This is a genomic window from Actinomycetota bacterium (assembly GCA_035697485.1).
In the GTDB taxonomy this organism is placed as follows: domain Bacteria; phylum Actinomycetota; class UBA4738; order UBA4738; family HRBIN12; genus JAOUEA01.
Window position 1 is genome coordinate 147,038 of sequence record DASSCU010000024.1, and the last position, 16,295, is coordinate 163,332.

A 16,295-nucleotide genomic window follows, 5' to 3' on the forward strand; every position below is an offset into this window, starting at 1 on the left:
TAGAGTCCGCGCATGTCGGCCGAGGCGAGCACGGCACAGGCATCCGGCGCCGCCGGTATGGTGCTCCTCACGCTGTGTGCCGGACAGTTCCTGATGGCGCTCGACAGCTCCGTGATGAACGTGTCGATCGCCACCGTCGCCGACGACCTCGACACCACCGTGACGGGGATCCAGACCGCGATCGTCCTCTACACGCTCGTGATGGCGATGCTGATGGTCACGGGCGGCAAGATCGGCTCGATCATCGGACGCAGACGCGCGTTCACGATCGGGCTCGTGATCTACTGCTCGGGGTCGCTGACGACGGCTTTTTCGCCGAACCTCGGCGTGCTGCTCCTCGGATGGTCGCTCCTGGAGGGGATCGGCGCGGCCCTGATCATGCCGGCGATCGTCGCCCTCGTCGCCGGTAACTTCCCCGCGGATGGGCGTCCTCGTGCCTACGGATTGATCGGGGCGGCCGGGGCCATCGCGATCGCCGTTGGGCCGCTGATCGGCGGACTCGCGACGACCTACGCGTCCTGGCGGTGGGTCTTCGTCGGCGAGGTGGTCGTCGGCGCGGGCATCTTCCTGTTCAGCCGCCGGATCGCCGCCGAGCCGGTCGAGAACCCCCCGCACCTCGACCTGTTGGGCTCCTTCCTCTGGGCCCTCGGGATGGGCCTCACGATCTTCGGCGTCCTGTTCTCGGGCGACTGGGGATGGGTTGTTGCGAACGACGGCGCCCCGACGGTGTTCGGCGGGCTGTCGCCCGTGATCTGGTTGATCCTCGGGGGCCTGGCGACGATCGGGCTGTTCATGCGGCACGTGCGTCGGCTCGACGCCGTAGGAAAGGAACCGCTGGTGACACCGTCGCTCTTCCGGAACGAGCAGATGACCGGCGGACTCGTGATGTTCTTCTTCCAGTTCGTGGTGATGATGGGGCTGTTCTTCGTGATCCCGCTCTACCTGTCGGTCGCCCTCGGGCTCTCGGCGATCGACACCGGGATCAAGATCACGCCGCTCTCGCTCACCATGCTGCTCGCCGCGGCGGGCGTCCCGAAGTTCTTCCCGAACGTCTCGCCTCGGCGGGTGGTCGAGCTCTCCCTCGTCGCCGCGGTCTTCGGCATCGTGCTGCTCTTCAGCACGATGGACGTGAACGCGAGCGCGGCGATCGTGACGGGTCCGCTCATGCTGATCGGGCTTGCGATGGGGGGCCTCGCCTCGCAGCTGGGGAGCGTCACCGTCTCGGCGGTCCCCGACGACGAGAGCCCCGAGGTCGGCGGCCTCCAGAACACCGCCACGCAGTTCGGCGCGTCGCTCGGCACGGCGCTCGCAGGCTCGGTGCTGATCGCCTCGCTGTCGGCATCGTTCCTGACCGGGATCGAAGAGAACCCGGACGTGCCACAGCAGGTCGTCTCACAGTCGACCGTTCAGCTGACGAGCGGTGTGCCCTTCATCTCCGACGCGGACCTCGAGACGGCGCTGGACGACGCAGGGGTCGACCCTACGACCAGCCAGGCGATCGTCGACGTGAACGAGCAGGCTCGCGTGGACGGCCTGCGTTCCGCGCTCGCCCTGCTTGCGATCATCGGAATGATCGCGCTCTTCTTCACGAAGCGGATCCCGACGACGCAGCCCGGCACGGTCGCAGCGGCGATCGACGCCCCTGCCTAGCCACCAAGGGCCAGAAGTCCCGCTCGACGCGGGCCTGGGGGAGTCGGCCCCCTGCCGTCGAGAGCTAACCTGTCAATAGGTCGGTTTCCGGCCTCCCGAGCGCTCTCTCCCGAGGCCGGACATCCGAGGGATGGAGGGAAGGAGGTCGACGATGGCAACCTCAACGAAGCCGTACGTCGTACCGGAAGGGATGGTCGAGCCCGAACCCGTGGTGCGTTCGGGTTGGATGACGTTCGCCGCCATCGTGTTCCTGTTCAGCGCTTTCGCCAACCTGATCTGGGGGCTCGGTGCGCTCGCCGACAAGGCGTACCTGGATGAAGGCGGTTTGCTGTACAGCACCCTCGAGACCTGGGGGTGGGTCGCCGTGATCTGGAGCGGCGCCGTCCTCATCGCTGCGCTGCTCTTGTTCGCCCGTGTCCCCGCGGCACCGGTCGTCGGCATCGTGTTGGCGTCGGTGAGCTGCCTGTTCTGGCTGTTCGCCCTGCCGGTGCTTCCGCTGTTCGCGATGACCGCGATCCTGATCGACGTCCTCGTGATCTACGGACTGACCGCACACGGGCTGGATGCCGCGTAGCGGACGGTACAGAGCGCCCGCCACGATCGGCCTGGGCCGTGCCGACGGCACGACCCGGGCTCGTGGCGTCGTCGTGGCCGCCGGGTTCGTGATCAGCGGTGGGTGCCGGCACTCGCGGCATCGGGCACCATGCGGTCCTCGCGGAACCGATCCGGTGAGAACGGCGCGATCAGCGGATCGAGCCGCCCGGTGGCCAGCATCTCGGCCATCGTCTTGCCGAAGACCGGGGCGCCTTTGAACCCCCATGTGCCCATGCCCGACATCAGGAAGAAGCGCCGCACGTCGCTTTCGCCGAGCAGCGGCGAGGAGTCGGGCGTCATGTCGCATAGACCGGTCCACTGCCGCATCAGCCGTGCCTTCGCCATGAACGGCAGCAGCTGGATCGTGCGCTTCGCGGCTTCCGCGGCGAAGTCGAACGTCGAGCGCGTCGAGTACGTGTTGTAGGGAAGTGTTTCCGCCCCGACGACGAGCTCGCCGCGCGCCGTCTGCTGCGTGTAGATGTAGAGGTCCATCGACGAGACGAGACCCCACAGCACCGGCCGGTACGCCTCGGTCACGAACGCCTGCAGGGCCATCGTCTCGATCGGCAGGCGCACTCCCGCCATCCGGGCGAGCACCCCCGACCATCCTGCAACGGCACTGACGACGCGGCCGGCGGCGACCGACCCTCGGTTCGTCCGCACCCCGCGGCACTCGCCGTCGACGACGTCGACGGCCGTGACCTCGACGCCCTGGTGGATCTCGACACCGCGGCGGTTCGCCGCACTCGCGTACCCCCAGACCACGGAGTCATGGCGCGCGAACGCCCCCGGGGGGTGATAGCTCGCGCCGATCACCGGCAGCTCCCCGCCGGCGGTGAGGTCGACGAGCGGACACACCTCGAGCACTTGGTCGGGGGTGAGGATCTCCGTGTCGACGCCGTAGTGTCGATGCAGCAGCACCTTCTCCCGTTCCACCTGCAGGGTGTCTGGGGAATGGCACAGATCGAGGTTGCCCTGCGTGCTGAACAGCACGTTGAAGTCGAGCTCCTGGGAGAGCGTGCGGTACATGCCGAGGCTCGTCGCGTACAGGGGCACGGTCTCGGTCGTGTTGTACGTGGCACGCAGGACCTGCGTGTTGCGGCCGCTTCCGCCGCTGCCGATGTACGACCGTTCGAGCACGGCGACGTCGCGGATGCCGTGGTACTCGGCGAGGTGGAAGGCGAGTGAGAGCCCGTTCACGCCGCCGCCGACGATCACGACGTCGTATCGCGGCTTCAGGTCGCGCCGCGTGAGGAACTCCCGATGCTTGAGCAGGCCGCTCACGAACCGAGCACCTCCGCCGCGTCGAGGCGGATGCGCTCCTCGGCGTGGGCCGCGAGCATCGCCGGCACGAAGATCGTGACCTGGTCGCCCACGATCAGCACTTTCGCCGGGGCCCTCGCCACCTCGCCCTGGATCCAGCCCTCCGTGGGCAGCTCGAGCTCGCAGACCCGGGCGAATGCGGCGGGTGCGTCGGCACCATCGAGCACCAGTGCCACCCAGGCGTCGGAGACGTCCTCGACCCAGGCGCGCGGACCGGTGGACGCTGGCACGCCCGAGAGATCGTCGGGGCCGACGAGTATCACCTCCCGGGGTGCGACGCGCAGGAGGGTGACGCCGTCCGGGGCCTCGATCGCGTCGCACGCCTCGCTCGAGTCCAGCACGCAGACGACCGAGGGCAGTTCGACCCGCAGCTCAGCCACGCACTCGCCCACCTTCGGGGTCGTAGAACGGGGTGGCCACGACCGACGCCGTCGCTCCCGACCCCGTCTCGAGCCGCTCGGGGAACCCACCGTCGACGGCGCGCAGCCATCCCAGGCCGATCGCGCGGTCGAGCGCGATCGAGCGCTCGGCCGAGGTGATGCGGCCGACCACGGCGCCGCCCACGATGAGGGGTTCCCCGCGCAGGTCGGCCGTGTCGGCCGGTCCGCCGCCGAACTCGAGCCCGACCTGGCGCCGAGAGGGCGGCAGGGAACCCATGCGCTCGAGGGCCTGCTTCCCCACGAACCATGGCTTCGACATCTCGACGGCCCACGGCATGCCCAGCTTCGCCGGCGTGTCGTCGGGCATCGTGTCCTGTCCCAGATAGACGTGCCCCTTCTCGAGCCGCAGCAGCTCGAGCGCGTCGAGGCCGTGCGGGCGCAGATCCCAGTCGCGCCCCGTCTCGACGAGCGCGCGCCACAGCTCCGGGCCACGCCGGCGAGGGTGGTGAAGCTCGAACGCGAGCTCGCCGACGAAGCCCGTGCGGACCGCACGACAGGGCACGCCCGCGACCGTCACGTCGGCGAATGCTGGATAGGGCACGGTCCGCGCATCGACCGCGTCGTCGGTGAGGCGCTCGAGCAGGTCGCGCGCGTGCGGCCCCGCAAGGTTGATCGCCCCCCACTGCGCCGTGCGGTCCAGCACGTGCACGTCGAGCTCGAACCGGTCGGCGAAGTTCCGAAGGTGGGCGTCGGTGCGTCCCGCTCCGCCCGAGGTCGAGTTCAGGTACCACTCCCCGTCACCGACGCGTGCGAGCAGCCCGTCACCCATCACGTAGCCGGCCTCGTCGAGCGTGAGCACGTAGCGGGTGCGGCCGGGTTCCAGGTCGTCGGTGCGACACGGGAACAACCGATCAACCAGCGTGTCGGCGTCAGGACCGGCGATCGTGAACTTGCCGAGGGTGCCGACGTCCATCAGGCTGACCCGCTCACGCACCGCCCGGTACTCCTCGCGCCAGTCCCCGTAGGAGAACGGGCGGAGCCATCCCCCGGATCGGTCGAGCCGGGCACCGGCACCGACGTGCACCTCGTGCAGCGACGTGCGCTTGTCCACGGTCTCGTGCACGCCCGCAGCGAGCGTCTCGAGCGTGACCGGGCGGGCCGGGGGACGCGCGGTCGTGCGAGGCACGTCGGCGACGGGTTCGGTCGGCGTCGCCGGGCCGTCGACGCGCGAGGCCGCGAAGCATGACAGCGCCCGCCCGCACATCGCCCCCTGGCAGGGTCCCATCGTCGTCGTCGTGTAGCGCTTCAGGATCTCGGCGTTGCGGAAGCCCTCGTCCCACGCCTGCTCGAGGTCGTGCATCGAGACGTCTTCGCACAGGCAGACGGTACCGTCGTGCCCGCATGCGCCATCGCGCAGCGGCGCTCGCGCAGCATCGCCCACGAGCGTCACGGCCTCGTCGGGCAGCGACATGCGAGCGAGCCCGTCGCGTGGCGTCAGCCCGAGCGAGAGCACGAGCAGGTCGCACGCGAAGCGCTTCCCCAGTGCCTCACGACGCAGCACCACCGATCGGAGCGACGAACCTCCGCGGGCCTCGTGCACCTCGCCGTCGAGGACCACCTCGCCGACGCCGTGGGACGGCAGCCGGCCGGCGAGTGCGGCCGACACGGCGACGGCGGCGATCCCGACCCCGGCGCCGATCACGGCCCGCAAGTGGTCGATCCCTTCCTCGGTGCGGACGACCGCGACGGCCCGCTCGCCCGGACGCACCCCGTGGACCCCGGCCAGCGCGGCGGCGGCTCGGCCGAGCATCACGCCCGGCAGGTCGTTGCCGGGGAAGACGCCGTGCTGCTCGACCGCGCCGGTCGCCACGACCACGCGCGACGGGTGCGCGTGCACGAGCTCGCCGTCGCCGGCGAGCGGCACGTGCAGGCCCTCGTACACCCCGAGCGCGGTGAACCCCTCCATCACGGTGACGGTGCCGATGGACCGCACTCCGGCCTCGAGCTCGGCGAGACGATCCGAGGTGGGTCCCGGCGCGATCGCGTGCCCGACGGAACCCTCGTCGCACACGAGCACCGACCCGTCGGTGCCCGCTTCCAGTGCGGCTTCGAGCCCCGCGATCCCGGCGCCGATCACGAGGGTGTCCACATGCTCGTGGCGGACGACCTGGCGTGCCGCGGCCGTCGTCGGTGGCAGCGCCCCGAGCCCGGTCGCCCGCCGGATCACCCGCTCGGCCACGGGCCATGCGAACCGCGGACGGACGAACGTCTTGTAGTAGAAGCCGACGGGCGTCAGCCGGTGCAGGAAGTCGGTCACGTGCAGCAGGTCGCGCTCCGCGTCGGGGAAGCCACCCGGCCGATCGATCCGCATCCGTTCGGCGCACGGCGCGGTGCACGTGTGCACGGCGGGCTTCCCGTCGACCGTCATCAGGCAGTTGGGACAGTCCCCGGTGCCGCAGTACAGGCCGCGACGCCGGTGATACTTCAGCGACCGTGAGAACGTGCGGACGCCCGCCCGGTACAGGGCCGACGCGATGGTGTCACCGGCCTCGAACGGCACCGGCCGCCCCTCGAACTCGAACGTGCCCACCTCAGGGACCCTCGATCGCGTTCGTCCGGGTGTCGCGGGTCACGCTCGTCCACGTGCGGCAGCCCATCGCGTGGAACCATCGCTCGCGCTGCGAGCCCTCGGGGTTCTCGGGCAGGTAGACGCGGGCGAAGTCGGCCTCCGTGTCGGGGGCATCGAGCTCGCGCCACTCGCCGCCGAACGAGAACTCCGTGAACGGCCGGGGGCCGCAGTGGGCGCAGGGGATCTCGATCGCCACGACCGATCCCTAGCCCACGCGCTTCTTCAGGTCTCGCAGCACCCGGTGGGACGCCACGTACCCCGGAGCGCCGGTCACGCCTCCCCCCGGATGCACGCCGGCGCCGCAGAGGTAGAGCCCCTCGACCGGTGTCGAGTAGCTCGACCACCCGGGCAGGGGTCGCATGAAGAACAACTGCTCGATGTTCAGGTCGCCGTGGAAGATGTTCCCCTCGGTGAGTCCGTACGTCCGCTCGAGGTCCAGGGGCGTCACCGTGTAGCTCGCCTCGACCGCCCCCGGCACGTTCGGCGCGTACCGCCCGATGCGCTCGATCACCCGGCCGGTGAGCTCCTGCTTGCGGTCGTCCCACGTCCCCTCACCCAGCTCGAACGGCAGGTACTGCACGAAGCAGGTCATCACGTGCCGACCCGGCGCGACCGCTTGGTCGACCAGGGTGTCGTCGACGTTCGACGCCGTGACGCAGTCGACCCAGAGCTCGTCGGGCAGCTCGCCCCACTGATGCTGGTCGTAGCTGCGCTGCGCCTGTTCCAGGGTGGGCACGAGCGTCGCGAGCGACCGCTGGTTCGGGCTCGCACCCTCGGGCATGCCCGTCCAGACGGGCTCCTCGCGGAGCGCGAGGTTCACCTTCGCGCACGGGCCGGCCATCTTGATCGCGGCGACGTCGTCGCGGAAGTCCCCCGGCAGGTCCCCCTCCTCGAGCATGCCGAGGAACGTGCGCTTCGGGTCAGCGTTCGAGACCACGACGCGGGCGACGATCTCCGTGCCGTCGTCGAGCACGACGCCGACGGCTCGCCCGTCGCGCGCCGAGATCCGCGCGACCGGAGCATCCGTCCGGATCTCTGCGCCGGCCTCGGTCGCCGCCGCCGCCATCGCTCGCGTGATCGAGCCCATGCCGCCGATCACGTGGCCGTTGAAACCCTGCACGTCGTGCTCACCGCCCGAGAGCATGTGGAACATCAACCCGATCGCCGTGCCCGGCCGATAGGGCGGCGCATGCATGCCGTAGACGTTGTTCGCGAGGTAGAGGCGCTTGACCTCCTCGGACTCGAACCATCGGTCGACGAACTCGCCGAGTGAACCCGTCGTGAACCGCACGAGATCGGTGAGCTCGTCACCGCCGAGACCCTTCAGGCGCGTGTAGGCGCGCTTGCCCTCCTTCACCTTGCCCCAGCCGGTCGCGTAGAGGTCCGGCGGCTCCTCGAGGAAGAACCCCTGCAGGTGACCGGCGAGGCGGTGCAACCGGTGCGTCACCTCGACGAAGGTCTTCGCGTCGGCCTTCGAGTAGCGGGCGATCTCGTCGGCGGTGCGCTCGTCCTGCTCCCACCACGCGAGCGTGCGGCCACCCTCCAGCACGACCTGAAGCGCCGGCTCGCAGGGCACCATGCGCAGCCCGTGGCGGGCAAGGCCCATGTCCTTGATGATCTCCGGACGCAGCATCGAGGCGATGTACGACGTCGTGGAGGCCCTGACGCCGGGCAGGATCTCCTCGGTGACGCACGCACCGCCCACCACGTCGCGTCGCTCGAGCACGAGGGACTTCAGGCCGGCGCGGGCGAAGTAGAAGGCAGCCGTGAGACCGTTGTGTCCCCCGCCGACCACGACGACGTCGTAGCGCTGCTCCAAACGATGACCCCCGTTCACGTTCCGAGGAAGCGCAGTCTGCCACGGGGGGCGGGCCTGCACACGCGAGGAACGTGACCCTGGGTTGGTTGCGGTCGGCGGATCAGCCGGGCTTCGTCAGCCAACCGCTGTCGGACGTGTTCCAGGCCCCGGCCAGGTAGCTCCCGGGAGGCGGATCGACCTCGTAGTAATCGCCGCCCTCGCAGTCGAACGGGTACTGGCCGTCGGACATCGGGTCGCAGACCAGCTGCATCGCTCCGCCCCCGGAGAACCAGGGTCCACCGTCCGCGTAGCACATCACGTCATAGGACGTGTAGCAGTGGCCGGCGCCCGACGAATGCGGAGCCGAGTGCTGCACCGCACCCAGCGTGTGCCCGACCTCGTGCAGGAAGACGTAGGCCCCCTGCCACGCCGAGCCACTGACCTCGACCATCGCGAACCTCGGGCCGAACGCGGCCTGGTTGTTCAGGTTCACTGCCGGATCGGGGCGGTCGTCGTAGTAGATCGTGCCCTGGCCCGACGGGCCGTAGCAGCAGGTGACGTTGTCGATGAAGACGACGTAGGTGAACCGGGGGGCGTCGAAGTTCGTGTCACCGAGGCCGTGGGCGACGCGGTTCACGAGCGATCCGATCACGTCGTTGAACGTGAAGGCGGCGTCTGCGCCGATCGGCAGCATCGAGATCGCGGAAACGGTGACCTTCCGTCCGTTCTTGCAGAACATGCGCAGATGCTGCCCGTCGGTCCCGGGTGTCTGCGCATCCAGGTTCGCGTCGGCCATCGCGACCGAATCCCGGACCCACGAGCGGAACACCGCCGCCCGCGACGTCGTGTCGTTCGGGTATGCGTAGAACACGCGGACGCGCCGGCCGTTCAGTCCGTTTCCGGCGCACAGGTCCGACGGCTCCGAGCGGGCCGGCACCGTCGCCTCCCTGGCGGCGGCGCGCTCGGCCGTGGGAGGCACACGGTCCCCGCCGTGGGTGCACAGTCCATCCGCGACGGGGACGAGTCCCGGTCCGCACTCGCGCGCCGCTCCCGGCCGGGGCGATGCGACACCTGACGCGACCGAGCTCGGCGGGGCGAACGCCCCCGCCACGAGCATGCCCACCAGGAACGGAAGGGTCGCTCGTCGCATGGTGGAGGTGTCGGCCCGCGGACCACGTCGACTTGAGGTGGCTCAGCCCGACGGACGGGCGATCACGGTCGAAGCTCACATCCGGGGTCGGCGGGTTGCAGGCGTCGTAGACCGACGCGAGCCGTAGATCGGCAAGAAACCGCGTCGACCGGCATCGAGGGCTCGTCAGGCTTCGAGGAGGGCGAGCATCCGCTCTTGCCACTCGACGGTCGCGGCGACCTGGTTGAACGTGAAGAGGTGCAGGGTTTCGATGTGTGCGCTCGGGTCGGCGAACGCAGGGGCCATCCCCTCGAGCAGCGCGTCGGGCCCGAACTTCCCCGGGGTGATCAAGTGGCCCACCATACGCTTGTTCTTCTTCAGGTAGCGCGCGCTGTCGGCGATGCCGATGCGGGCGCTGATCGTCATGAGCTTGGCCATGTCGGCCACGCCCGGGGTGCCGAGGTGCACGGCGAGAGCTACCCCCTGGCGACGCATCTCGGCGATCCACCGCACGATCGCATCGGGGTTAAAGCACATCTGCGTCGCCATGTACGACACGTACCGCTGCTTCTCGAGCAGCACCTCGAGCAGGCGTTGATCGCTGATGTCGCCGTGGCCCTCGGGGTAGCTCGGCGATCCGATCGCCTCGAACGGGTGGCCCAGCTCGTCCATCGCACGGAGCAGGGCCAGTCCATCGTGGAACTCGCCCGGGTCCTTGGCATCACCCCCCACCACGAACGCCTCGCGGACCCCGGCCTCGCGGCACCGGTCGAGGAGCGCACCGAGGTGCGCACGGTCTCGGATCATGTGGGCCGACAGGTGCGGCACCACGTCGTGCCCGACGGCCGCCAGCTGCTCGGCGAGCTCGATCGTGGACTCGATGCCGTGGCTCGGCGACGCGGTGACCGTGACCGTGGCGCCGTCGGGCAGGGCCTCGGCCGCGTCGAGCGCGTTCTTCAACGGGATCAGCTCGAACTTCGGCGCCGCCACGAGCGAACGCAGCGCGGCGCGCTGCTCCTCGGGGAGCACGCCACCACGTCGTCTGCCGAGCCTCACCGCCACCTCGTTCCACCTTCCACGTGACCGCCGGACATGATGACGTATCGGCCGGCCGCGCCGTGAACCCGAGCCGGACCCCCGGTCATCCCGGTCACACGTTCGAGTCCGGGAAGCTCGCCTTCTTCCGCTCGATCCACTCGCGAAGCTCCTCGTCCTTCGCCTCGTCGATCGGCGGCGCCTCGTACTCGGCCAGCATGCGCTTCCAGACGGTGTTCGCACGCATCGCAGCGTCCAGCGATCCCTCGAGTTCCCATTGCTCGAACGAGTTGTTGTCGGCGATCTCGGACCGGTAGAACGCGGTCTCGAAGTTCGCCAGCGTGTGCGCGGTGCCGAGAAAGTGCTGCCCGGGGCCGTTCTCGACGATCGCGTCGACCGCCTGGCCGTTCGGCGAGAGGTCCATGCCCTTGGCGAGGGCGTGCATCTGCCCGCACTGGTCCAGATCGAGCACGAACTTCTCGTAGCCCATCGCGAGCCCGCCCTCGAGCCAGCCCGCGGCGTGCAGCACGAAGTTCACGCCGGCGAGGATCGTGGGCTGCAGCGTGTTCGCCGACTCGTACGCGGCCTGCGCGTCGGCGACCTTCGAGGCGGTGAGCGAGCCGCCGCTGCGGAACGGGACCTCGAGCCTGCGGGCGCAGGCGGCGAGCGCGTACAGCACGAGCGCAGGCTCCGGCGTTCCGAACGTCGGCGCCCCCGACTGCATCGACATCGACGACGCGAACGAACCGAAGACCACCGGCGCACCAGGGCGCACCAGCTGCACGTAGGCCATGCCCGCGAGGGCCTCGGCGAGCGTCTGGGTCGCGGCACCGGCGGCGGTCGCCGGGCTCATCGCCCCCGCGAGGATGAACGGCGTCATGATCACGGCTTGGTTCGCCTCCGCGTAGGCCTTCGCGGCGCCCAGCATGATCGTGTCCCACACGAGCGGCGAGTTCGCGTTGATCAGGCTCAGCACGTGCGGCTGCGCTTCGAGCGCGTCGGCGCCGAACAGGATGCGGGCCATCTCGACCGTATCCTGGGCCCGTTGGGGGTGGGTCACCGAGCCCATGAACGGCTTGTCCGAGTAGCGCATGTGCGCGTACACCATGTCGTAGTGCCGCTTGTTCACGGGCAGGTCGACCGGTTCGCACACGGTGCCGCCGGAGTGGTGCAGGTAGGGGGTGGCAGAGGCGAGCTTCACGAAGTTCCGGAAGTCCTCGATCGTGCCGTAGCGGCGTCCGCCGTCGAGGTCACGCACGAACGGCGAGCCGTATGCCGGGGCCAGGACGGTCGCGGCGCCGCCGATGTGCACGGTGTTGGCCGGGTTCCGGGCGACCTGGTCGAACTCACGCGGAGCGGCGGCCTGCACGAGCTGGCGAGCGAGCCCACGAGGGAACCGCACGCGCTCGCCGTCGACGTCACATCCCGCACCCTTCAGCAGCTCGAGCGCGTCAGGCGCCTCGCGGAACTCGATACCGACCTGTTCGAGGATCGTGTCGGCGTTGTGCTCGATCGTCGCGAGGCCTTCCTCGCTCACCATCTCGACCGGCGTGAGTTCCCGGGTGATGAAGGGCACCCGTTCGGCGACCGCGGCGAGGCGTGCGGCCGCGCGTCCCTCCCGTCCGCCGGTGCGACGCCGGCGCGGTGTCGCCTCGGACGTGGCTCCGGTGTCGTCGCTCATGTGCTGCTCCTCTCGGGTTCGCTGGTGCGTCCGCGGCGACGGGGACGGTCGCCCGGCGAGACGATGCGCCGTGGCGGGAGATCGACGACGGCGCCCAACCGCGGGAACGGATCGGTGGCGTGCGGGATGCCCATCGCCCCGACGAAGTGCTCCTGGAACCGCGGTTCCACCGCGGTCTCCAGCTTCTCCACGCGCCGCACGACGGCCTCGATCTCCTCGCGGGAGGCGCGGTTCAGCAGCGCGATGCGGGCGCCGGTGCCGGCGGCGTTCCCGGCGCTCGTGACGTGCTCGGGGTCGCAGTCGGGCACGAGCCCGAGCACCATCGCGTGGACCGGGTCGATGTGGGCGCCGAACGCGCCGGCCAGCCGGATCCGGTCGACGGTCTCGATGCCGAACGCGTCCATCAAGAGGCGGCACCCGGCGTACAGGGCTCCCTTCGCGAGCTGGATCTGCCGCACGTCGTTCTGCGTGATCACGAGACGCGGGGCTCCCGGCACATCGTGCAGCACGTAGGAGAACGTCCGCCCGTCGGCCTCGATGCGTTCGCTCCGATCGGCGAGGGAACCGTCGATCGCGCCGTCGGTGGTGACCACGCCCGCGAGGAAGAGCTCCGCGATCGCCTCGATGATGCCGCTGCCGGCGACCCCGGTCACGGTGGTCGCGTCGAACCCCGCCTCGTCGCTCCACCGATCGTCGCCGATCACCCGGAACCGCGGCTCCAGGGTCTCGCGATCGATGCGGACGCGCTCGATCGCCCCCGGCGCCGCGCGCTGCCCGCAGGAGATCTGCGCGCCCTCGAACGCCGGACCGGTCGGGCTCGACGCGGCGAGCAGCCGGTCGCGGTCGCCGAGCACGATCTCCGCGTTCGTGCCGACGTCGACGATGAGGTTCACCACGGCCTGGTCGTGCGGCGCCTCGGAGAGGATCACGCCGGCGGTATCGGCGCCCACGTGTCCGGCGATGCACGGCAGCACGTACACGCGCGCTCCGGCGTTCGTCGTCGTGAGATCGAGCTCGAGTGCACCACGATGCACGGCCTCGTCGGTGACGAGGGCGAACGGCGCGCCCCCCAACTCGGTCGGATCCAGACCGAGGAACAGGTGGTGCATGATCGGGTTGCCGACGACCGTGAGCTCGAGCACGTCGATCACGTCGGCCCCTGCCTGCGCGCACAGGTCGGCGATCATGCCGTCGACGCAGGCTCGGATCGCGGCGGTCAGCTCAGACTCGGACCCCGGATGCATCATCACGTAGCTCACGCGGCTCATCAGGTCCTCGCCGAACCGGATCTGCGGATTCATCGACCCGGCGCTCGCGAGCACCTGCCCCGTGTGCAGGTCGCACAGGTGCCCGGCCACCGTGGTCGAGCCCACGTCGAACGCCACCCCGAGTGCCACGTCGTGAAACCCCGGCCACATCGCGGTGATCGTCGTCCCGTCGTGAACGGCCACCGTGACCTTCCAATCGCCGGACCGCAGGAGGCGTTGCAGCGATGTGAGCACATGCGGGTCGCAGGCGAGGTCCGCGAGCCCCCAGTCGCGCTCGAGCGCGCCCATCAGGCGTTGCAGGTCGCCGCTCGGGTCCGCGAGATCGGGCTCACGCACCTCGACGTAGTGCAGCCGAACGACCGGATCGACCTCGATCGGGTGCGCATCGGCCTCCTTGCGCACGACCTGACGATGCAGCTGGCTCTCGGGCGGCACATCGACGACGAGATCGTCGCTCACGCGCGCATGGCACCCGAGGCGCCGGTCGGCGGCGAGGCCGGATCGTTCCCGATAGCGCGCCTCGGGTTCACTGAACGGGGTCAGGTGGTCGGCGCGCGACGTGATGCCGTGCTTGGCGAACTCGCCCTCGGCGACGACGACCTGGCATCGCCCGCAGATACCACGGCCACCGCAGACGGAGTCGAGGTCGACCCCGAGCGAGCGGGCGGCATCGAGCAGGTTCGTCCCGTCGGCGATGCGGCCCCGCTTCCCCGAGGGCGTGAAGACGACGAGCGAGCCCTCGGCCTCGGTCACGACGGCGGAGACACCTCCGGCGGCTCTCCCTGGGGTACGGTCCGGCGCCCGGCACGGCCCCCCCGGCGTCGTCCGCCGGCCGAGCCCGCCTCGCTGCGGCCTTCACCGTAGCGTCTGATCCAGGCCGCGGCGTGCGCGTCGGCGCCCATCAGCACGTCGGCCGCCATCACAGCCTGGCGCACCTCTTCGTGCAGCGGCGACGTGATCGCGCTCGTCATGCCGTTCGCGATCGCCATCGCGAGGAACGCGCCGTTCAGCCCGTTGCGGTTCGGCAGGCCGAAGGAGACGTTCGAGGCGCCGCACGTCGTGTTCACGCCGAGCTCGTCGTGCAGCCGCCGCACGAGCGCGAACACCTGCCGCCCGGCGGTGCCCATCGCCCCCACCGGCATCACGAGCGGATCGACCACGATGTCGTGGGCGGGGATGCCGTGATCGGCGGCCGCGCGCACGATCTTCTCGGCGACGGCGAACCGCACGTCGGGGTCCTCGCTGATGCCGGTCTCGTCGTTCGTGATCGCGACGACCGCCGCGCCGTGCCTGGCGACGAGCGGCAGCACCGAGTCGATACGGTCGTCCTCCCCGGTGACCGAGTTCACCAGCGGCTTGCCCTCGTAGGCCGCCAGGCCGGCCTCGAGCGCGCCCACGATCGACGAGTCGATCGAGAGCGGCACGTCGGTGAGCGACTGCACGAGCCTCACGGTCTCCGCGAGGATCGCCGGCTCGTCGGCGAGCGGGATGCCCGCGTTGACGTCGAGCATGTGGGCCCCGGCGGCCACCTGCGCCTGGGCGTCGGCGATCACGGTCGTGAAGTCCCCCGCCGTCATCTCCTCGGCGAGCTTCTTCCGGCCTGTCGGGTTGATGCGCTCCCCGATGATCACGAACGGCCGGCCGATGCCGATCACGACCTCGCGGGACGCGGAGCTGACGACGGTCTCGGCCACCGCTATCCGTCCTCGCCCGACGGACGCACGACATCGCCGGCGCCGCTCACGTCGGCCCCGCCCTGCACACCGCCGGCCCGGATCGTGGCCCTCAGCGCGTCCTCATCCCACTCGGAGAGGATCTTCACGGTCTCGGTGTCGACCTCGTGCTGGAGATCGTCGCCGCACTCCCGCGTGTCCATGCGCATCTGCTCCGTGTAGTCGTCGGAACCGATCAGTCCTGCCACCATCGCCGCGGCGTCGACGGCTTCCTGGAAGCGGTCGGGCAGCAGCGCCCGGGCGCTCTCGCCGCCCTCGCCGCGAGCGAGGACCTGCATCGGAATATCGCGCCACCGGATCACCGTCAGCTCTGCCACGCATGCCCCTTCCTGATCATGTCGGGCCTCGTGGACCTCGGGCTAGGACGCCGTCGCGGCCGCGCGCTTGGCCATCACGAGCGCCTGCGCGGTCTCGGCCGCCACCGCCGCGTCGCGGCAGTAGGCATCGGCGCCCACGGCCTTGCCGAACTCCTCGTTCAGCGGCGCGCCGCCGACGAGCACGATGTACTTCTCCCGCAGGCCCTTCGCCTCGAGCTCGTCGATCACGACCTTCATGTAGGGCATCGTGGTGGTGAGCAGCGCGCTCATGCCCAGGATGTCGGGCTCGTGTTCCTCGAGCGCCGCGAGGTAGCCCTCGACCGGGTTGTTGATGCCGAGGTCGATCACGTCGAACCCGGCGCCCTCGAGCATCATCGCGACGAGGTTCTTGCCGATGTCATGGATGTCGCCCTTCACGGTGCCGATCACCACGGTGCCCATGCGCTCGGCGCCGGTCTCGGCCAGCAGCGGCCGCAGCACCTCCATTCCGGCCTTCATCGCGTTGGCGGCCAGCAGGACCTCGGGCACGAACAGGATGCCGTCGCGGAAGTCGATGCCCACGATGCGCATGCCTTCAACCAGCGCGTCGTTCAGGACCTTGTCGGCCGGCCATCCACGTTGCAGCAGGATGTTCGTGCCCTCGAAGATCTCCTCCGCCAACCCGTCGTAGAGGTCGTCGTGCATCTGCTTGACGAGCTCGTCGTCGGGAAGTCTCGAGAGATCGAGCTCCTCCTCGTCGGTCATGTCGCCTCCCTCAC

The 16,295-nt window shown here is 70.1% G+C and carries 14 protein-coding genes; 2 read left to right on the forward strand and 12 right to left on the reverse strand.

Going from position 1 to position 16,295, the window contains the following annotated elements; translation table 11 throughout:
* Window positions 1-12: 12 nt before the first annotated feature.
* Complete coding sequence (locus VFI59_07480) at window positions 13-1,650, forward strand: MFS transporter (GenBank protein HET6713533.1); 1,638 nt, start codon at window positions 13-15, stop codon at window positions 1,648-1,650.
* A 151-nt stretch (window positions 1,651-1,801) separates the two neighbouring features.
* The gene (locus VFI59_07485) at window positions 1,802-2,224 is read left to right on the forward strand and encodes a hypothetical protein (protein ID HET6713534.1); all 423 of its coding nucleotides are present in this window, start codon (window positions 1,802-1,804) and stop codon (window positions 2,222-2,224) included.
* A 92-nt stretch (window positions 2,225-2,316) separates the two neighbouring features.
* Here VFI59_07485 and VFI59_07490 read toward each other — a convergent pair whose 3' ends face one another.
* From VFI59_07490 to VFI59_07545, 12 genes are all read right to left on the reverse strand, one after another.
* Window positions 2,317-3,528, reverse strand: coding sequence for an FAD-dependent oxidoreductase (locus VFI59_07490; GenBank protein ID HET6713535.1), 1,212 nt, complete (start codon window positions 3,526-3,528; stop codon window positions 2,317-2,319).
* Window positions 3,525-3,947 carry a hypothetical protein gene (locus VFI59_07495; GenBank protein HET6713536.1) on the reverse strand — a complete coding sequence of 141 codons (423 nt, stop codon included), beginning with the start codon at window positions 3,945-3,947 and terminating at the stop codon, window positions 3,525-3,527. The genes VFI59_07490 and VFI59_07495 overlap by 4 nt, the downstream gene beginning before the upstream one ends.
* On the reverse strand, window positions 3,940-6,537 hold the full coding sequence (locus VFI59_07500; protein ID HET6713537.1) for a 2Fe-2S iron-sulfur cluster-binding protein: 2,598 nt from the start codon (window positions 6,535-6,537) through the stop codon (window positions 3,940-3,942). The genes VFI59_07495 and VFI59_07500 overlap by 8 nt, the downstream gene beginning before the upstream one ends.
* Before the next feature lies 1 nt (window position 6,538).
* Complete coding sequence (locus VFI59_07505; GenBank protein HET6713538.1) at window positions 6,539-6,772, reverse strand: sarcosine oxidase subunit delta; 234 nt, start codon at window positions 6,770-6,772, stop codon at window positions 6,539-6,541.
* A 9-nt stretch (window positions 6,773-6,781) separates the two neighbouring features.
* Window positions 6,782-8,395: an NAD(P)/FAD-dependent oxidoreductase gene (locus VFI59_07510; protein ID HET6713539.1), complete on the reverse strand. Its 1,614-nt coding sequence runs from the start codon at window positions 8,393-8,395 to the stop codon at window positions 6,782-6,784.
* 100 nt (window positions 8,396-8,495) lie between these two features.
* Window positions 8,496-9,524 carry a hypothetical protein gene (locus VFI59_07515; GenBank protein HET6713540.1) on the reverse strand — a complete coding sequence of 343 codons (1,029 nt, stop codon included), beginning with the start codon at window positions 9,522-9,524 and terminating at the stop codon, window positions 8,496-8,498.
* 165 nt (window positions 9,525-9,689) lie between these two features.
* Window positions 9,690-10,565, reverse strand: coding sequence for a methylenetetrahydrofolate reductase (locus VFI59_07520; protein HET6713541.1), 876 nt, complete (start codon window positions 10,563-10,565; stop codon window positions 9,690-9,692).
* 88 nt (window positions 10,566-10,653) lie between these two features.
* Entirely contained in the window at window positions 10,654-12,219 is a 1,566-nt protein-coding gene (locus VFI59_07525; GenBank protein ID HET6713542.1) for a trimethylamine methyltransferase family protein, read from the reverse strand.
* Window positions 12,216-14,240, reverse strand: coding sequence for an ASKHA domain-containing protein (locus VFI59_07530; protein HET6713543.1), 2,025 nt, complete (start codon window positions 14,238-14,240; stop codon window positions 12,216-12,218). Before VFI59_07530 ends, VFI59_07525 begins: the two co-directional genes overlap by 4 nt.
* Window positions 14,237-15,181, reverse strand: a complete 945-nt coding sequence (locus VFI59_07535; protein HET6713544.1) for a dihydropteroate synthase — start codon at window positions 15,179-15,181, stop codon at window positions 14,237-14,239. The genes VFI59_07530 and VFI59_07535 overlap by 4 nt, the downstream gene beginning before the upstream one ends.
* Before the next feature lie 2 nt (window positions 15,182-15,183).
* On the reverse strand, window positions 15,184-15,537 hold the full coding sequence (locus VFI59_07540) for a virulence factor (GenBank protein ID HET6713545.1): 354 nt from the start codon (window positions 15,535-15,537) through the stop codon (window positions 15,184-15,186).
* 42 nt (window positions 15,538-15,579) lie between these two features.
* Window positions 15,580-16,281: a B12-binding domain-containing protein gene (locus tag VFI59_07545; GenBank protein ID HET6713546.1), complete on the reverse strand. Its 702-nt coding sequence runs from the start codon at window positions 16,279-16,281 to the stop codon at window positions 15,580-15,582.
* Between the last annotated feature and the right edge of the window lie 14 nt (window positions 16,282-16,295).